This window comes from Lyngbya sp. CCAP 1446/10, assembly GCF_026130175.1.
Taxonomy (GTDB): Bacteria; Cyanobacteriota; Cyanobacteriia; order Cyanobacteriales; family Microcoleaceae; genus Microcoleus.
Genome location: NZ_JAIGNI010000006.1, coordinates 65,979 through 84,829 on the forward strand (window position 1 = coordinate 65,979; position 18,851 = coordinate 84,829).

An 18,851-nucleotide genomic window follows, 5' to 3' on the forward strand; every position below is an offset into this window, starting at 1 on the left:
AATGGACGCTGCATTATTTTTGGAAAAATTGGCCGCACAGCAGGCTGCCGATGAGATTGTTCTCGACGTTTCGGTGGTGGTGCCGGTGTATAATGAGGTGGAAAGTTTACCTCATCTAATTGAGGCGATCGCCTCTGCGATTCAACCATCTGGACTCAGCTATCAAATTATTTGTGTAGATGACGGTTCTAAAGACGGTTCTGCGGAACTTCTCAAGCAATTAGCCAGCAGTCGCGATGACCTTTGTGCTGTACTTTTGCGCCGCAATTATGGGCAGACTGCTGCCATGTCGGCAGGCTTCGATCGCGCAACTGGTCGTGCTATTGTTACCCTAGACGGCGATTTGCAAAATGACCCTGCTGATATTCCGATGTTGTTGGAAAAGTTAAATGAAGGCTACGATTTAGTTAGCGGCTGGCGCAAAAATCGGCAGGATAATACTATCAGCCGCTTGATTCCTTCTAAAATTGCCAATTGGTTAATTGGTCGCGTTACGGGCGTAACTTTGCACGACTACGGCTGTTCTTTAAAAGCTTATAAATCCGAGTTAGTAGCAGACTTGAATTTGTACGGAGAATTGCACCGATTTTTGCCTGCTTTGGCTTTTATTGAAGGGGCTAGAATTGCGGAACTTCCGGTGCGACATCACGCGCGGCGTTTCGGTCAAAGTAAGTACGGGATCTGGCGGACTTTTCGAGTGTTGATGGATTTGTTAACTATTTCTTTTATGAAGAAGTTTCTAACTCGGCCGATGCACGTTTTTGGACTTTTGGGAATGATTTCGATGGCGTTCGGAACGGTTTTAGGGATTTATTTGACTTTCGTGAAATTGGGTCTGGGTCAAAGTATTGGTAATCGTCCTTTGCTGATTTTGGCTGTGGTTTTGTTGTTGACTGGTGTGCAGTTATTTTGTTTTGGTTTGTTGGCGGAAGTGATGATGCGGACTTATCATGAGTCGCAGGGAAAACCGATTTATCGGGTGCGTGAGGTGTTTGGTTCTAAGTAAAATTGGGCGGTTGAAACCGCCCCTTGTCAAAGGAAGTCGGCGGTTTCAACCGCCCCTAAACACACGAAGTCCGCCTGCGCGGACTGAAGAATAAAGGATGTATTTAGACGGACGCAATCTAACTCCTAACTCCTAACTCATGACTTTTTGAGCTTGGCGGAGAGATTGAATAGTTGCGATCGCGTGTTGAGACACTGCATCTATTTCAGCAGCGGTATTGAACCTCCCAATTCCAAAGCGGATAGAAGCGTAAGCTAATTTATCCGATCGCCCGATCGCTGCTAAAACATGAGATGGGGATATTTTCGCCGAAGTGCAAGCAGAACCCGAAGAAACTGCCGCCGCCGGTTGCAAACCCAACATCAACGCTTGACCGTCAACCCCGCCTACACTAATATTCAGATTCCCAGGTAATCTCTTCGTCGCGTGACCGTTGAGAACAACATCACCCAATTCACTCAAATTTTCCCACAAACGCTGCCGCAGATTCACAACTCGTGCTGTTTCCGACTCCATTTCCGAAATTGCCAATTCTACTGCTTTGGCAAACCCGACTATTTGCGGTGGGTAAAGAGTGCCCGATCGCATTCCCCGTTCGTGGCCTCCTCCGTGCATTTGCGGCGCTAGCTGCACTCTCGGTTTATTGCGGCGGACGTAGAGAGCACCAATGCCTTTTGGCCCGTATATTTTGTGCGCCGTCAAAGACATTAAATCAATGTTCATCTCCTGTACATCCAGGGGAATTTTGCCGATCGCCTGGGCCGCATCTGTGTGAAACAGAATGTCATTTCCGCGACAGATAGATGCAATTTCGGCGATCGGCTGAATCACACCAATTTCATTATTAGCCGTCATCACCGAAACTAAAATTGTCTCAGCCCGAATCGCTTTGATCAAATCGCCGATATCAATCAGTCCGTCACTTTTTACTGGTAAAACAGTAATATCAAACCCCAATTTTTCCAAATATGTACAGGGGTCAAGAATTGCATTATGTTCGGTTTTTACTGTTATAATGTGCTTTCCTTTGCTGAAATAGGCTTCCGCGATGCCTTTAATCGCTAAATTATTTGCTTCCGTTGCGCCGCTGGTAAACACAATTTCTTCTGGAGAAGCATTGATCGCTTCTGCTATGATTTGCCGCGATTTTTTGACCGCTGCTTCTGCTTCCCAGCCGTAGACGTGGTTGATACTGGCTGCGTTGCCGAATTGTTCGGTAAAATAGGGCAGCATCGCATCAAGTACCCGTTTGTCTACAGGGGTTGTGGCGTGGTTGTCTAGGTAGATAGGACGTGCGGACATAGTGCAGTTTTGGTTAAAAAAAGTGTTAGATTTATTGTAGACGAGCCTTTTGTTCTACCACAAAACTTTATATTTAACAAATATTTGTGAAGATTTATGCGAGCTGACATTCAGGGATTAGAAATTACTGTCGGTGAGCTCAGGCATCTGTGCGGCACGGGGCCCGATCGCGTATACCGGCCTGTGAGTGCGACCAAGTTTGCTCGCGAAGCTTTGAAAACAGTTGGTTTAATTGTTTTGGTTCTAATTAGTTGTTGGCTGCTGGTGGCGATATTTCCTAGAGCTTATGTGTTTTGGTTCGCCCTTCACCTCGCTGCGATCTGCGGTTTGATTTTTGAGGATGCGTGGAAAATTTGGAGCAGCCAAAATAAAGATTTAATCAATTTGTTTGATGATGTCGATCGCTATAATGGTATAATCAAAGCGATCGAAATTAACGATCGGATAGAAGATGCGGGCAATGCGGAAGTCAAAATAGGCGATCGAGCCAAAGTCATTCAAGCCTTGCAGATGATTAGAGATGATTTAGTTCGAGCTTTAAAAACTGAAAGAATTCTCAGGGACAACAAAAAATTTGTCGCAACTAACTCGGAACTGTTTGCCAATAATTTGAGAACTTTGAATGCCCTGCAAATTAGCGATCGAGCCACCAAACAAGGGAGATTGCTCAACGAAGCTTTGCAGTTAGCTACAGAAGTTCAAGCAGAAATAAAAAAGTTGCAAGATCGAAACGCTGCTAACTAAAAAAACTGCCCCAATTAGTAGGGTTTTCGAGCCCCCAAAACCCCCTTTCATCAGGTAGGAAAAGAGCATTTTTTACTTAAACTTCCCCTGAAGAATGGGGATGCGAGGGGTATATGGACTATGCTATAAACGAGAGATAAGCCGTTGTGCATCTAGATTGTGTATGGTGATTGAGGGGGAGAGGGGGAGAAGGTGAGAGGGGGAGAAGGTGTTTGATCGATCGTCGAAATATACAATTTAAATGCACAACAGCTTACAAAGGTTTTAGAGTTAAGTTGACAGGAAGCATCTGGTGTTTTGCATTTTATAGTGGGAGCTTAAGAACTCGCGTATTGTACTCGCGAGCTCTTAAGCTCCCACTATCATTAAAAATGCTTTTTACAAAAATGAGATTCTCCCAGTTAACACCCATTGGTGCATCGCCTTATTTGGTAGCAACTGGCACATTACTGAAGCGATCGAACTCAAAGACATTTTAAAATTCATCAGTGATGAGAATTGTTAAGAAATATCATGATTGTAAATTTTTGGCTGTTAAGTAACAGGTAAGGATATCTTGGAAAGGTGACGTTAACAACCAGGTCAGTATGTCTTCTAGCAAACCCAAGATTATAGTTCTCGACGACGATCCGACAGGTTCTCAAACCGTGCACAGTTGCTTGCTGCTGACACGTTGGGACGAAGACACTCTGCGTTTGGGACTGCGGGACAAGTCCCCGATTTTCTTTATACTGACAAATACTCGATCGCTAACTCCCGAACAAGCCACCTCCGTCACCCGCGAAGTGTGCCAAAATCTTAAAAAGGCGATCGCCAGCGAAGAAATCGCAGACTTCCTAATCGTTAGCCGTTCCGATTCTACCCTGCGCGGCCACTATCCGATCGAAACCGACGCGATCGCCGAAGAGCTCGGCCCCTTCGACGCACATTTTCTAATTCCCGCCTTTTTTGAAGGAGGCAGAATTACCCGCAACAGCGTACACTACCTCATGGTTAACAGCGTTGCAACCCCTGTTCACGAAACCGAATTTGCCAAAGATTCTGTCTTCGGCTACAGTCACAGTTACCTGCCAGACTACGTAGAAGAAAAAACCAAAGGTCGCATCAAAGCTGATACAGTCGATCGCATTTTACTCGCAGATATGCGCTACGGAAGTTTAGATCGACTGATGGACATGACAGACAACCAATGTGCAGTTGTTGACGGCGAAAGTCAAGGCGATTTAGACACATTTGCCAAACACATTCTCGATGCAGCCAGTCAAGGTAAAAAGTTTTTATTCCGCAGCGCGGCCAGTATTTTAACATCCTTAGCTGACATCGGCCACCAGCCTGTAGCAGCCGACGAAATGGCAAAATATGTGAGAAAGGGCAAACCCGGTGCAGTAATAGTGGGTTCCCACGTTAAGAAAACTACAGAACAATTGGAACGCTTGTTAAAAGAACCCAATATAGTTAGCATTGAAATAGATGTATCTCACTTGTTAGAAGATTCACCAGAGTATCGCACCCAAATTCTCGATGAAATTCTCGAAAAAGTCCGCACCGCTCATGCCGACGGCAAAACGCCTGTAATTTATACCAGCCGCCAAGAACTACAATTTCCCACAGCAGAAATTCGGTTAAAATTTGGAGCTGCTGTTTCTGCTTTGTTGATGGATGTCGTGCGGGGACTGCCTGCGGATATCGGTTTTTTAATTAGCAAGGGCGGCATTACTTCCAATGATGTTTTGAGTACAGGTTTGTCGCTGAAAAGTGTCAGGCAAATCGGTCAAATTCTCGCAGGTTGTTCGGTGGTGAAAACCGAGGCAGATCATCCTCTGTTTCCCAATTTACCTGTGGTTTTGTTTCCGGGAAATGTCGGGGATAGCCATGCTTTGGCTACGGTTTACAAGCGGCTGAGCAAGTAGTATAGGTAGTTGAATCGCAGATTAACCCAGATGAATTTAGCTTCTAGCGAGGGAGGAGAATGTTCATCTGCGGTTGGTCGATTGGCTTCAATGCTCGATCGAACTTTATGGCAATTGCCACTTCACGGCAACTTCAAAAAAAAATCTCTAGTCTACTTTTTCCTTGCTAAATCCACCTAAGTATGATAGACGAGAAATTCTGTGTGTAACTAAAGCCGATCGCCAAAATTAAAAATCGCGTCATCGTTAGGCACTCTCAAAAAAATTAGATTTCTCAAAAATAGTTAAGTCAGAACTCTACATATAGGGCCAACAGCGCCAGAGCTACTGCTATCAGTAGCGTTTCTGGGTAGTATCAGCCGAAATCTCAAAAAAAAATAAAAATTTTCACATAGTAATTTTTAGTTGAAAGGATTAGCATATAAGGGTGACAGAAAATTATCATCCCCTAAACTCATTAAAAAGCGGCCGCTGGTTCAAGTTGATCTGTGGGGCGAGCTTTCAACACCTGCCTGCGGTTCGGAATCTCACCTTGGCTTACACCTTAGCAGGCGCTGACTGTATCGATGTCGCGGCAGATCCCGCCGCCGTCGCAGCAGCGAAAGAAGCCCTACAAGTTGCCAGCGAATTACAGACAAGAACTCAAAACCGCAGATTTGGTGGCAAAGGGTTGCCCTGGCTGATGGTGAGTTTAAACGATGGGGAAGACCCGCATTTTCGCAAAGCCGAATTTAACCCAGCCGAATGTCCGATGGACTGCTGGCGGCCCTGCGAAAAAATATGTCCAGCCGAAGCAATAGTTTTTCAGGAAGCTGTTGAGGGTTTTTCTGGGGTGATAGACCAGCAGTGCTATGGCTGCGGTCGCTGTCTGCCAGTTTGTCCGAGCCAACTGATTTACACTCGTTCTTACGTGTCTGCTCCCAGCGCGATCGCACCTTTAATCTTGCAATCCGGTGCGGATGCCCTAGAAATCCACACGCAAGTAGGCAGAGAGGCAGATTTTGCGCGACTTTGGTCGAGCATAGCTCCCTGGGTAGATCAACTCAAAGTAATAGCAATTAGTTGCCCCGATGGAGACGGTTTGATTGACTATTTGCGGACACTGTATCAAATAATTTCCCCCCTTCCTTGTCCCCTAATTTGGCAAACCGACGGTAGGCCAATGAGCGGAGATATCGGAACAGGAACTACTAGAGCCGCAGTCAAACTCGGTCAAAAAGTTTTGGCTGCCCAGTTGCCGGGATTTGTGCAACTTGCAGGCGGCACTAATGCTCACACTGTCAGCAAACTTAAAGCCTCTGGACTGCTCTTGGATGGCGGGAAAAATTTGTCTGTTCCCCCTATCCAATACATTGCCGGTGTAGCTTACGGCAGCTATGCCAGGGTTTTACTGTCGCCAATTTTAGAACAATTAGACACAATGCAGAGCGATCGAGCTTATGCCGTTCCGGTGGCAGCCGCTCACAGCGCAGCCGAAGTTCCAACACATCGGTTGAATCAACTCGAAGCCGTCCCAGAACTTCTCTCGGAGGCTGTGAGTTTAGCTCGTTCTCTAGTTTCTCAGATCAAAGAATTTTAGTCAGTTGACTGTTGACTGTTGACAGTAGTCAGTTGTTAGTTGTCAGTTGTTAGTTGTCAGTTGACAGTTGTTAATCAAAAAAAAACTGAAAACTGATAACTAACAACTGTAGTTCGCGATCGCACTTGCGCCATCAGAAACCCGGTTTCTTAGTATATTTCTCGTTTTTCGACGCAAAACTCGTAGAAACCGGGTTTATAGCCACCGATGCGTAATCAATGAACAGACAACTGTCAACTATCAACTGTCAACTATCAACTGTCAACTATCAACTGTCAACTATTAACTGTCAACTGTCCACTGTCAACTGTCCACTGTCAACTGTCACCGAACACACCGAGGCGAATGCAGATTACAGACGACCTCAACAGATTATTAGAAATCGTGCCAGACGAGATCCGGCAGCCCCTAGAGCAGCACCCGCAGCGCAACAATCTCATTGAGGTTGTAATGGACTTGGGCCGCCGACCAGAAGCTCGTTTTCCATCCTCGGCCGAACATCTTTCCCAAACACCGATTACCAAAGCAGACCTCAACTATTGCATCGATCGAGTCGGCAGCTTCGGCGGCGACAATCGAGCCGGTATCGAGCAAACCCTGCACCGAATTAGCGCCATTCGCAACCGCAGCGGCGAGATTATCGGCTTGACATTGAGGGTGGGCCGCGCTGTGTTCGGGACGATCGGCATTATCCGCGATTTAGTGGAAACCGGTCAGTCAATTTTGATGCTAGGCCGCCCCGGAGTCGGCAAAACCACAGCCCTGCGCGAAATCGCCCGCGTGCTCGCCGACGACTTGGAAAAACGAGTGGTAATCATCGACACCTCCAACGAAATCGCCGGAGATGGAGACATCCCGCACCCGGCGATCGGCAGAGCTCGCAGAATGCAAGTTTCCCGTCCCGAACTCCAGCACCAAGTCATGATCGAAGCAGTGGAAAACCATATGCCGCAAGTGATCGTGATTGACGAAATCGGCACGGAATTAGAAGCTTTGGCCGCTCGGACGATCGCCGAAAGGGGCGTGCAATTGGTCGGTACCGCCCACGGGAACCGCATCGAAAACTTGATGAAAAACCCGACTCTGGCCGACTTAATTGGCGGAATCCAAGCGGTGACGCTAGGAGATGACGAAGCAAGGCGGCGCGGTTCTCAAAAGACAGTTTTGGAGCGCAAATCGCCGCCTACTTTTGAAATTGCGATCGAAATGCTCGAACGCCAGCGCTGGGTAATCCACGAACGAGTCTCAGATTCGATCGACAGCCTGCTGCGGGGACGCGAACCGAACCAGCAAATCAGAAGCGTCAGCGACAGTGGAGAAGTCATTATCGAGCGCGAGTCAGCATCTCCCCCCGCCCGGTTCCCAGGAATCTCAGCTTCTGGCCCAGGCCCCGCTGCGGTATCAGCAATCCGGCCAGTCACACCGATTTCTGGGTGGCGGAGTGCCGGCAAAATGGTGCCGATGCCCCCTCAAGGCGAGAAATTCGCAGCAGCTAACAGCGCGCAGGTGGCTCCTGAGACTCGGTATTTCGAGCAACTCCTCGAAGAATCTCTGTCCGTGGAACCAGTACCGCAGTACCGGGGACGTTATTCCCAGAATGTCGGCCCTAACGGCGAAGATTTGCCCCTCCACGTTTATCCTTACGGCATAGCTCGCCACCAGCTAGAACAGGTGATTTCTACCCTGAACCTGCCGGTGCAGTTGACGAAGGATATTGAAAGTGCTGACGTGGTTTTGGCTTTGCGATCGAACGTGCGGAACCAGTCAAAATTAAGGCACTTGGCTAAAACTCGCCAAGTTCCCCTGCACACAATCAAAGCTGGCACTATTCCCCACGTAGCAAGAGCTTTGCGGCGCTTGTTGGACATGGACGACCCCGGCACGCCGGAAGTGGCAGACCTCGCCTTATTCGCCCGCAGCGGTACTTCTGACGAGCTCGAAGCTCTCGAAGAAACCCGCTTGGCTGTCGAGCAAATTGTGATTCCCAAGGGACAGCCGGTGGAACTTTTACCCCGTTCTCCCAATGTCCGCAAAATGCAGCACGAACTTGTGGAACACTATCACCTAAAATCTCACAGTTTTGGGGAAGAACCCAACCGCCGCCTGCGGATTTTTCCAGCTTAACTTTTGGAAATTGGTGCTTTTGAAGGCGGAAGGTAGAAGGCAAACGATCGAATTTTTTTCATGATTCTTTCTGTTTTCTACCTTTTGCCTTTGATCTCAAATCGGCTAAATTAACGATAATTGTCTGCGCGGGTTTACGCCTGGATCTGTAAGATCGGCAGCAGCGAGGACGTAAACTCGCCCAGACCGCAATTTGGTAGTCGATCGGGCGGAGATAATATTATTTCCGTTGGTATATTTTGGTTGTGAGTGCGATCGGCTCAAATGCCTACCCAATTCCCCATTACCAACCCATTATCATAACACCTGATACCTAAATATTTACCATATTTGATATGAACGATGCACAAATTCAGCTATTTATTCAATTAATTGCGGCTCGCACTGGTTTAGAAATTCGCCCGCAAGATCGATCGGCTTTAGCTCAAAAACTTTTGACTCGGATGAAAGCTGTAAAAATAGGCTTTCCCGATAACTATTATCAAATGTTAGCTGCGACGAGTCTGGAAAGTCAAAACGAATGGGACAAACTCGCCCTGCTGCTGACAACCAACGAAAGTTATTTCATGCGGGACAAAGGACAATTTTCGCTCCTAGAAAAAGTCATTTTCCCGGAATTGATCGATCGCCAAATCAAACTGCACGATAAATTAGGAACTAAGCCAACCCTGCGAATCTGGAGTGCAGGCTGTTCCACCGGTGAAGAACCTTATTCTTTAGTTTTTATTTTAAAAGAGCTAATTTCCGATTTGGAAAAATGGAATATTTTAGTTTTAGGTACTGATATCAATCAAGAAGTAATAGAAAAAGCACAGCGGGGAATTTACAGCCCTTGGTCATTTCGCTTAGTCGATACGGAACTACAAAATCGGTATTTCGAGCGGCGTAAAACCGAGTGGGAAATTGACCCAAAATTACGCCAACTTGTCAACTTTAGCAGCCTCAACTTGGTCACCGATAATTTTCCTAATATTTATACAGATATTCATAACATTGATTTGATTTTGTGCAGAAATGTTTTTGTTTATTTTGAAAATAAGTATATTTCACAGGTATTGAAAAAGTTTGCCAAGACGCTAAGACCTGGAGGATATTTAATGACCGGTCACGCTGAAGTTCACAGTCACACGATGAACGATTTTCAAGCCAAGGTTTTCCCGGAGTCAGTTGTTTATCAAGCCAAGAATGTCCCAGGGGAAGAACCAGGTAAAATAAATTATTTTATTGCACAAGAATCGAAAGTAAAATCAGCATTTGGGGAATCGGGAAAGGAAGGAGAATTGGACTGCAACAGCGGTCAGTTGCTACCGGGAGAAACCGTGTCAGCTAGTTGTTTTGACGGCAATTTTGCGGATATCGGGTCACTGTTAACATCAGGTGCTGGGCTAGAAAAAATGCTGCAAACTAGCTATGTCGAGCGCGATCTGGCGATTAATAAAGCGCCCGCTTTACCTTCAACACTCGCAGCAGAAAAAGCCAATCGCCAAACGCCTCAGATGCTAATTTTAGAAGCAAAAGCTTGTTTTAAAAATAAAGCTTATGTTGAGGCAATTGATAAAGCAAAACAGGCGCTTCACCTGCAATCTCAAAATTTTGAGGCTGATTATTTGCTAGCTCAAATTTATGCAAATTTAGGCAAGTATTCTCAGGCGATCGAATACTGTAAGCGAGCTAGCAAACTAGATACTATGTCAATATTTCCTTATTATTTACAAGCTCAGATTGCTGAAGAACAGGACGACTTGGAAACCGCTAAAATATATTTAAGAAAAGTTATTTATCTTTGCCCGTATTTTGTTTCAGCGTATCTCGAACTGGGGAATATATACAATAAAGAAGGCAAGCTAAATATAGCTATTAAAATGTATAATTCATCTAGCGATATTCTCAAACAACTCCCGCCCCATACTCCGATCGAGCAGCAGGGAAAAATGACAGCGAGTCAAGTATTGATGGATGTTCAAAAAAAATTGGTAAAATTGTACAGCTAACAAAACTGACGCGCAGGGAGAATTTACAAACTAATTTTTTTTGTAAGTACCTCGCTACCCAACCTAATACGATCGCATAATACCAATTTTTTATGAGGCTGCATAGAATGCGATCCCCCCTAGCCCCCCTTAACAGGGCGAACGCATCTAAATTTTATGTTAACAGCTTATGGTATCCTGGAGAAGAATTCTTAACTACCTAAAAAACATTTAATTAGAGTTTATCATTATGAAACTCAAACCTAAAATTACCATTGCCGACCATTTTGCCGACTTAGAAGATCAAGCAAGTTGAGCGGACGAAACGCCATCAATTAATTGATATTATTACTATCTCAATTTGTGCCGTGATTTGTGGTGCTGACACATGGGTGGATATCGAGAGTTACGGTCGCTCTAAATACGAATGGTTAAAGAAGATTTTAGAATTACCGAATGGCATACCATCACATGACACAATTGCAAGAGTATTTTCTCGTCTCAAACCGGAGCAGTTTCAGAAATGTTTTTTGAACTGGATTCAATCTATTAGCTGCTTCAATCCAGGAGAGGTAATCGCAATTGATGGCAAAACTCTTCGCCATTCTTACGATCGGGAGGAGATAAAAAAGCGATTCATATGGTAAGTGCTTGGGCGACCAGTCAAAGATTAGTTTTAGGGCAAGTTAAAGTTGACAAAAAATCCAATGAAATCACAGCAATTCCGGCTTTACTCAAAGTATTAGAATTAAACGGAAGCATTGTCACCATTGATGCGATGGGCTGTCAGAGGTTAATTGTGAAGTCAATTGTCGAACAGGGAGGAGACTACGTTATCACCTTAAAAAAGAACCAGCCATCCCTGTATGCCAGAGTAGAGGAGTTGTTTAAATAAGCAATTAGAAAAGGATTTTCTGGCTTTACATATACAGTTTATTCGCCCAAAAAAGAGAATAATTACGATCGCTCAGAAATCCGAAATCACAACCATGTTAAGTGAAATCAAAGAGCTGATTGATCCAGACAATCAATGGGAGAAACTTCAGAGTATAGGTATGATAGAATCGGTGCGAATAGTGAAGGGAAAAACCACTATTGAAATTCGTTATTACATTAGTAGTTTACCAAATAATGCTCTCTCATCTTGGTGAATCAGTACGCAGCCATTGGGGAATCGAAAATTCTTTACATTGGGTACTAGATGTGGGTTTTCGTGAAGATGATTGTCGGATCATAAAAGATAATGCTCCGCAAAATTTTTCTATTCTTAGACATATCTCTCTCAATCTTTTGAATCAAGAAAAAACCTCAAAAACTGGAGCAAAGAACAAGCGACTTTGAGCCGGGTGGGATGATGAGTATTTGACTAAAATCCTCGCTGTTTCAGTCAACTAAATTCTCACGAACAACTCATTGCTAACTATTATACAACTTGTAAACAGTAGTTGTAAGCTTTTTATTGTCTCAAAAATGGCAGCAAGTAAAAATTATCATTAATCAGTTCCTCTTTTCTCTTAAAAGTCATTACAAAGTGTGTCTATAGCTTCTAACAATGGTGAATTTATCTTAAAATATACTCACCACCGATGAACAGTGTTCAATAAGATGCGTTCCCCCTGGCAGTTGAATGAGGTCATGGGGAATTGGGAATTGGTAATATTGTTTGACGCGCTACTTATAGCGCTCTCGGTGCGCAGTGCGCACCCAGCCCTGTCAAGGTGTCTGTAGAGCTTGGTTTTTAGTACGTAAAATCCTTGAAATTCCGTAGTTTGTAAGTGTGTATTGCCCGAACGATGATTAGTGCGATCAATTTATTTACATCATCCTAGTGGCAGACTTCGGTAATCACCTGTTAAAAAAAGCAGATTTAACGATCGCATCCTTCGAGATTTCAAGGGTTTGAGGCACTAAAAACCAAGCTCAGCACACACCTTGACAGGGCTGGCAGTGCGCACCCTACATATAGAGGACTGTTTCTGTGATGTAGGGCGGATAACTTTTATGATTTTAGATTGATAAATTTACCAATTACTTCGCGCAATTTTTCAGCATCAAAGGGCTTAGTTAAATACTCTGTCGCTCCCGCCAAACGCCCTTGTACCTTATCAAATGCTCCATCTCGCGCTGTCAGCATCACGATCGGCAAATTATGAAATTGAGGTAAGCTGCGCACGGTGCGGCAGAGTTCCAATCCGTCAATACCAGGCATGGAAACATCGAGCAACAAAACCGAAATTTGTTCGTGATAAATAGTTGACAAAGCATCCACTGCATTGTCTGTCACGAGAACTCGAAACTCTTTGCTTAAGGCTTGTTTGACCAGTCCTTGCATGACGACGCTATCATCAACGGCCAAAATGGTTGGTACTTGACTGCTACTTGCAGACATATTCTTCTCCCTGTTTATTAATAGTTGTTGAAAATACAAAACATAATTGCCGCCGTCATTTTTTGAGAGTTGCCTCTGCGAAATAATTGCCAACTCCGTTGGAGTGCTACTAGAAACCTCACCGCTGTTTTTTTGACCTCAAACTCTAAAAAATGGATTAGGAAAGGGGTCGATCGGCGATTATAAGCAAAATGTGCATCCGAACGTAGAAACCCTCGACGGTGGAGTTTGACCAACTATTGTTACAAAGTTTAACATTTTGGCAATCTTTTGTAGTTGATCTCCTAAATGTAGTTGATCTACCTGCGGCACAGCTCGGTAAAGTGCCGTGGTATTGTGACACAAACCAATTATTTAAATCTACCAGTAAGCCAGCTACCCACGATTAGATAAGTCTGTTAAGATACTATTAAATTGATTAAAAAATTCTATGTAAGCGATCGCCATATATTTTTGAAAGGTGCTTCCTCCCCACCGAGGCTCTTAGATTCACCCAGCCGGATGTATCAAAAGCATAGTCAACTGGAAGTATAATTTATACAGTCTTAGATCTGCGGTGCTCTAACTGCTATAACTCAAAAGTTTCGATGTCAGTCAAGATGTTAGTCGGAGTTCGGCGCAAGCAGCCTGCGCGGGACTTGCGCCCACAGTCTCCCAGCACAAAATTCATAGCTTGTTTTTCCAGGGAAGTATTGAGAAGGGCGGTTGCCAGCAACTAGATGGGAAGTTATAGATGATGAAAGCACCCTTGCCTCTTGGTAAAAAAGTGTTCGAGTTCCATAACATCGACTTGTATCAGCTTCTCGGCTCGGATCCAGAGGCTTGCTTTGACGATTTGGTAGGCTTGGCGGCTCAGATCAGCCACACTCCTATGGCTTTCTTGAGCTTGATTGACGGTAACCGCCACTGGTTGAAGTCGCAGCTAGGTATCGATCGAACTTTGGGCCACCGTTACCTAAATTTTTGCGATCGCGCGATCAACCAAACTGCCGAAGAGTTAGCCGTCGGCTCAAACTCGGAATTTGACCGGGCAATTCCCCCACAAAAACCGCCAGTTGCTCCTTATTCAGCGATCGCACCCCCTGCAAATTCCTTCAAGGAACTACCCGCCGCCATTGTCCGAGACGCTTCCACAGACGTGGGATTTGTCGAGCATCCGCTCACCGTTTCCTACCCCTTTGTGAAATTTTACGCCGGCATCCCAGTCGTCACCTCAGACGGGCAGATGCTAGGAGTGCTATCCGTCATGGACTCCGTGCCGAGAGACTTGACAAAAAAAACGATAGATGCTATGGAAACTTTAACTCGGCAAGTTGCGATTTTGGTGGAGCTGCGCTGGCAATTAGTCAAAGCCCAGAAAGAGACAGCAGAGGTAGAAGATATCACCTCGGACAGGCAGCAAATCTCGGAGTTAGTTCGATACCGCGACTCCCCCTGTGCCGCACAGACGCCACAGAGCGGCACGAGAAGATACCGGACAAAAAAGCTCCCGACCATCGGGGAAACCGACAAATCTCAATATTTGCGGGAAACTTCAGGGCGCATCGGGGGCGATCGCGATACCAAACAAATCCCAGAAATCTTTGCCGGAGCACGGGACAGCTCTGATCGCCAACCAACGGCAGCCTCGCTACAGGAGCGATCGCGCTTGGGAACCCTGCAAGCTAAAGTCGGTGCAGCCCTCGGACAAGGGGGGAAAATATCTGCCATCCTCAACCGCTGCACCGAGGCAATGGTAGATTACCTCGACGCCGCAGGGGCGAGCATCTGGACGTTCAACCCGCAGACAGAGCGGTTAGAATTGCAGGCGGCTTCAGGACTCAGCAGCCAAGAGTGGGAACGGCAAATAGAAGATTGGGTGCGCTCAGAACCGGGAAAACTCCAAACGGCTCCTGTGTGCCTAATGTCGAACCCGTCTCTCTGGGCGATTGCCTATCCGCTGATTGTGGAGGAGCGGCTGGTGGGAGTGATGGCTCTATGCAGTAGCGCTTCGGTAAGCGAGGGGGCGCTAGAAGTTCTGGGCTGCATGGCTAACGCCATCGGGGTGGCGATCGATCGCGTCAAGGCCCGAGAAGAATTGTTGAGCCGCCGGGAAGGCCTGCTCTTCGGTCTCGCCAGCCAGATGCGGAATTCCCTCGACCTCGACAAAATTTTAGATACGGCTGTCAACGAAATTCGCAGTTTGTTGCAGGTTGACCAGTGCTACTTTTTGTGGTACTCGATCTCGCGAGACGGGCAGCCAAACTTTGCGATGACCCACGAGGCGGCAAATCCCGAACTGAAAGAGCGCCTCACAGAATACCCGATCGAACAAGTAACGCTGCTGGCCGAGAAAATTCACGATCACCAAACGCTGCGAATCGAGTACGCTGCAACAGCACCCTGCATAGAACCGCCCACGCGAGCTTTTTTAACTGGTGTCGGAATTGTTTCTAAGCTGCTGCTGCCGCTCAAGACTCACTCCGGTCAAATGGGGGCGATAGTTTGCAACCATTACAGCAGCCACCGTTCCTGGGCGACGAGCGAAGTGGAATTGCTGCAAGCGGTGGTGGATCAACTGGCGATCGCGATCGACCAAGCCGAACTTTACGCCCAAACCCGCGCGGCAGCCTTAGCCGCCCAAACTCAAGCCCGCCAACTGACGGAAACTTTGCAGCAGTTGCAGCAGAAAGAAGCTCAGCTCATCCAAAACGAAAAAATGTCCTCTCTCGGTCTAATGGTCGCCGGCGTCGCCCACGAAATTAACAATCCGGTTAATTTTATTTACGGCAACTTGACTTATTGCAAGCAGTACATGAAAAATCTGCTGGATTTGCTGCACTTGTATCAACAGCACTACCCCGATCCTTGCCAGGAAATTCTCGACAAAAGCGAAGAAATCGATGTTGATTTCATAGTGCCAGATTTGCTGAAAATTCTGTGTTCAATAGAGATGGGAGCCGAGCGCATCCGCCAAATTGTCCTGTCTCTGCGGAACTTCGCGCGGCACGACGAAGCCGAGATGAAGCCGGTGGACATTCACGAAGGGATTGACAGCACGCTGCTGATTTTGCACAGTCGCTTGAAGTCAAACGGGCTAATACCGGGAATTGAGTTAATTAAAGACTACGGTGACTTGCCGAAGGTAGAGTGTTATCCCGGACAGCTCAACCAAGTATTTATGAATATTTTGGGGAATGCGATCGACTCTTTGGAAAATCAGCCCGCACCCAAGACGATCGAAATCTCGACGGCGGTGGTGAGCCGATACTCGGAGGCTGCTGAGTCAGGAAAGTCGATCGGTCAACTTGTGGTGATTCGGATTCGCGACAGCGGGCCGGGATTGGCCGAAAAAGCTAAAGGCCACTTGTTTGACCCTTTCTTTACCACTAAACCTGTGGGTAAGGGTACGGGACTCGGTTTGTCTATCAGCTACCAGATTGTGGTGGAAAAACACGGCGGCAGTTTGAAGTGTATCTCGAAACCCGGACAGGGAGCGGAGTTCTGGATTGAAATCCCGCTGGTTCGACCCGTTATGGTGAAAGAATAAACTGGCGGGCGATCGGTTGCAAAAAGATTTTTTAAACTTTATTGTCAAAGTGCTTGACAGATTCCGGTGTGTGAGTGCTAATATGATGAAGGTTAAGACGTTGGGGCGTCGCCAAGTGGTAAGGCAGCTGGTTTTGGTCCAGCCATTCAGAGGTTCGAATCCTTTCGCCCCAGTTATATGATTCTTGCAATTGTTTTTTCAATTGTTGATGAAAGAAAATCGGGCGGTTAGAAACCGCGTCTACACAGGCAAAACCCGCCTCCGCGGGTTGAAGAGTGGGCGGTTAAAATTGCGCTATCATCTCTTACGATCGCAAATTAAATAATTTACACAAGTTTGTGGGATGGGCGTCCCGCCCGTCCATAAAGAACGGGCGGGACGCCCATCCCACAAGAATCATCAAATTGTAAGTTATTTAATTCTCATTCCTTAGTCCGCAGAGGCGGACATCGTTTGTATAGACGCGGTTTCAACCGCCGTCTGCATCCAAGCTACGAACCAATTTTATTATGGTTGTTTGATCGCACCGGGCCCGCGAGTATTTAGTCGATCGAACACGTATCGGGAAATTGCCGGAAAGGCTGTTTCGTCCTTGGAATAAGCCGGATCGTCGGCAAAAACAGCTAAGATATAAATCGCGCGATCGTCCAAAGTCCTGACAAATGCAACTTCGCTGCGGGATTTGGAAGTATAGCCAACCTTGGAACCAAAATAAATATTACTTGGTAAAGACTCGCCCAGAAATCCTTTGATCGAGTTACTAGGGTCATTTTTCCATGCCTTGGGGTCTAAATCTCTCGTCAGCAAGTAAGCCATTTTGCGGCTGGCGATGCTGGAAACAGCTTGCCTAGTATAGATTTCATATATTAATCTGGCGGCTTGATCGCTAGTTACTTGATTGCGAATCGGCTGAGAATCATCGCCCCGCAATTGCAAATCGCGACCGACTGGGCCTTCTTGCCTTAAATAGTATATGGGATAATTTTTGGTGCTTATACGAATATCATTGTAGCCTGCTGACTGGAAAAATGTGTTAATTTGCCTGCGCTTTTGCAGCCATGTTTGCAACTCTTCTCCTGCGAGCCGTCCGCCGGATTTTGTATCAGTGAGTTTGTCTAAAATCCTGCTAGCGGCATCGTTGTTGGAGATGCCAATCATTTGTTCTAGGTCGTTTTTAAACGCAGATTCTTTTTGGGTAATCATGCCTTTTTCTATGGCTGAGTAAAAGGCTGCCATCCAAAATAACTTGGCAACGCTAGCAGGAAATCTGAGAGTTTGATTTTGATATCCGGCGAAGCTGTGATTTTGAGGATTGCTGACATCAAATAAGCTAATTGATAGCTTGTCTGCGGGCAATCCTTTGCTGGTTGCAATTTTCACAGCTTCATCAACAATCCCTTGCAATTCTTGAGAATAAACTGGATTGGGAGGTGTTTTGATGTTGTAGGTGAAGGTAGGATCGCTTTGACTATCGACTACATTTTGGGGTGTTTGAATTGTCGGTGGCGAGATAGCCTCTTGAGGCAAGATGACGGGTGGTTCTGCGGGGCGGCGAGTTCTGAAGGGCATTGTGAGTATCCAAAAGAACGCGATCGCCCCGGCAATTAAACACAAAATGTTGCGGTATTTGAGCCGAGACAATTTTGCCTTCAGTCGGCGTTGAGATGGGACTGGACGATCGCTGATTTGAGATCGAGATGCGACTGGGCGATCGCTGATTTGCCGTCGCAGCGCGACTGGACGATCGCTGATTTGAGATCGAGATGCGACTGGGCGATCTCTGATTTGAGAGCGAGATGCGACTGGACGATCGCTGATTTGAGAGCGAGATGCGACTGGGCGATCTCTGATTTGAGAGCGAGATGCGACTGGACGATCGCTGATTTGCCGTCGCAGCGCGACTGGACGATCGCTGGTTTGGCGACGAGATTGGATTAGAGCTCTTACATAAATCTTTGATTGATCGATCAACCGCAGATACAAGGCAGACAAACCCAGATCAACCCAGATAAATTTAATAATTGAGAGCGACTTTTGCCAAAGGTCTATTGCACGTCGGATCTGGATTGGGCGTCGGGACTGGACTGGGCGATCGCTGGTTTGGCGTCGGGATGGGACTGGACGCTCGCTGGTTTGGCGTCGGGGCTGGATGGGGCGTTGGGGCCCGATTGGGCGGCGTCGGCGGTCTACTTGCATTACAGTGTTGTGGTATCAAACTCGCACGATCAGTTTATAATAGGGCGGCGTCCAATTGACAAGAGTGTCGATCGAGTCCGCTATCGTCAATTTAATCTGCCT

11 protein-coding genes, 1 tRNA gene and 1 pseudogene are annotated in these 18,851 nt (G+C 46.4%); 10 read left to right on the top strand and 3 right to left on the bottom strand.

Translation table 11 applies throughout. From position 1 onward, the window contains the following. The first annotated feature begins 1 nt into the window (after position 1). Complete coding sequence (locus tag K4039_RS04635; RefSeq protein WP_265234025.1) at positions 2-1,006, top strand: glycosyltransferase family 2 protein; 1,005 nt, start codon at positions 2-4, stop codon at positions 1,004-1,006. A gap of 132 nt (positions 1,007-1,138) precedes the next feature. Here K4039_RS04635 and K4039_RS04640 read toward each other — a convergent pair whose 3' ends face one another. Then, positions 1,139-2,308, bottom strand: a complete 1,170-nt coding sequence (locus K4039_RS04640; RefSeq protein WP_265233963.1) for an IscS subfamily cysteine desulfurase — start codon at positions 2,306-2,308, stop codon at positions 1,139-1,141. Positions 2,309-2,404: 96 nt separating this feature from the next. Here K4039_RS04640 and K4039_RS04645 point away from each other — a divergent pair, with 96 nt between their 5' ends. The 7 genes and pseudogenes from K4039_RS04645 to K4039_RS04675 all read left to right on the top strand — a co-directional run bounded on the left by K4039_RS04645 (position 2,405) and on the right by K4039_RS04675 (position 11,976). Further along, the gene (locus tag K4039_RS04645) at positions 2,405-3,052 is read left to right on the top strand and encodes a hypothetical protein (protein ID WP_265233964.1); all 648 of its coding nucleotides are present in this window, start codon (positions 2,405-2,407) and stop codon (positions 3,050-3,052) included. A gap of 587 nt (positions 3,053-3,639) precedes the next feature. Further along, positions 3,640-4,962 (top strand): four-carbon acid sugar kinase family protein, encoded by a 1,323-nt coding sequence (locus tag K4039_RS04650; protein ID WP_265233965.1) that lies wholly within the window; start codon positions 3,640-3,642, stop codon positions 4,960-4,962. A 30-nt stretch (positions 4,963-4,992) separates the two neighbouring features. Next, the gene (locus tag K4039_RS04655; RefSeq protein WP_265233966.1) at positions 4,993-5,142 is read left to right on the top strand and encodes a hypothetical protein; all 150 of its coding nucleotides are present in this window, start codon (positions 4,993-4,995) and stop codon (positions 5,140-5,142) included. Between the two features lie 247 nt (positions 5,143-5,389). After that, positions 5,390-6,541 carry a circadian clock protein LdpA gene (ldpA, locus tag K4039_RS04660; RefSeq protein ID WP_265233967.1) on the top strand — a complete coding sequence of 384 codons (1,152 nt, stop codon included), beginning with the start codon at positions 5,390-5,392 and terminating at the stop codon, positions 6,539-6,541. A 345-nt stretch (positions 6,542-6,886) separates the two neighbouring features. After that, positions 6,887-8,665, top strand: coding sequence for a R3H domain-containing nucleic acid-binding protein (locus K4039_RS04665; RefSeq protein ID WP_265233968.1), 1,779 nt, complete (start codon positions 6,887-6,889; stop codon positions 8,663-8,665). 335 nt (positions 8,666-9,000) lie between these two features. Next, positions 9,001-10,656 (top strand): CheR family methyltransferase, encoded by a 1,656-nt coding sequence (locus K4039_RS04670; protein WP_265233969.1) that lies wholly within the window; start codon positions 9,001-9,003, stop codon positions 10,654-10,656. Between the two features lie 229 nt (positions 10,657-10,885). Then, positions 10,886-11,976, top strand: a pseudogene (locus K4039_RS04675) (ISAs1 family transposase). A gap of 658 nt (positions 11,977-12,634) precedes the next feature. On the opposite strand, the gene K4039_RS04680 reads toward K4039_RS04675, so the two are convergent. Beyond that, positions 12,635-13,024: a PleD family two-component system response regulator gene (locus K4039_RS04680; protein WP_265233970.1), complete on the bottom strand. Its 390-nt coding sequence runs from the start codon at positions 13,022-13,024 to the stop codon at positions 12,635-12,637. Positions 13,025-13,757: 733 nt separating this feature from the next. On the opposite strand from K4039_RS04680, the gene K4039_RS04685 reads away from it, so the two are divergent. Both K4039_RS04685 and K4039_RS04690 read left to right on the top strand, forming a co-directional pair. Then, positions 13,758-16,553, top strand: a complete 2,796-nt coding sequence (locus tag K4039_RS04685) for a GAF domain-containing protein (RefSeq protein WP_265233971.1) — start codon at positions 13,758-13,760, stop codon at positions 16,551-16,553. A gap of 101 nt (positions 16,554-16,654) precedes the next feature. Beyond that, positions 16,655-16,726 (top strand) — tRNA-Gln (locus K4039_RS04690). Between the two features lie 334 nt (positions 16,727-17,060). Here K4039_RS04690 and K4039_RS04695 read toward each other — a convergent pair. Next, positions 17,061-18,749: a class A beta-lactamase-related serine hydrolase gene (locus tag K4039_RS04695; RefSeq protein WP_265233972.1), complete on the bottom strand. Its 1,689-nt coding sequence runs from the start codon at positions 18,747-18,749 to the stop codon at positions 17,061-17,063. Positions 18,750-18,851: the final 102 nt, after the last annotated feature.

Coding starts and splice junctions, on each gene's coding strand:
- K4039_RS04680 (WP_265233970.1), bottom strand. CDS start 13,024: ATGTCTGCAAGTAGCAGTCAAGTACCAACCATTTTGGCCGTTGATGAT.
- K4039_RS04665 (WP_265233968.1), top strand. CDS start 6,887: ATGCAGATTACAGACGACCTCAACAGATTATTAGAAATCGTGCCAGAC.
- K4039_RS04655 (WP_265233966.1), top strand. CDS start 4,993: ATGAATTTAGCTTCTAGCGAGGGAGGAGAATGTTCATCTGCGGTTGGT.
- K4039_RS04645 (WP_265233964.1), top strand. CDS start 2,405: ATGCGAGCTGACATTCAGGGATTAGAAATTACTGTCGGTGAGCTCAGG.
- K4039_RS04650 (WP_265233965.1), top strand. CDS start 3,640: ATGTCTTCTAGCAAACCCAAGATTATAGTTCTCGACGACGATCCGACA.
- K4039_RS04635 (WP_265234025.1), top strand. CDS start 2: ATGGACGCTGCATTATTTTTGGAAAAATTGGCCGCACAGCAGGCTGCC.
- K4039_RS04670 (WP_265233969.1), top strand. CDS start 9,001: ATGAACGATGCACAAATTCAGCTATTTATTCAATTAATTGCGGCTCGC.
- K4039_RS04695 (WP_265233972.1), bottom strand. CDS start 18,749: ATGCAAGTAGACCGCCGACGCCGCCCAATCGGGCCCCAACGCCCCATC.
- K4039_RS04640 (WP_265233963.1), bottom strand. CDS start 2,308: ATGTCCGCACGTCCTATCTACCTAGACAACCACGCCACAACCCCTGTA.
- K4039_RS04685 (WP_265233971.1), top strand. CDS start 13,758: ATGATGAAAGCACCCTTGCCTCTTGGTAAAAAAGTGTTCGAGTTCCAT.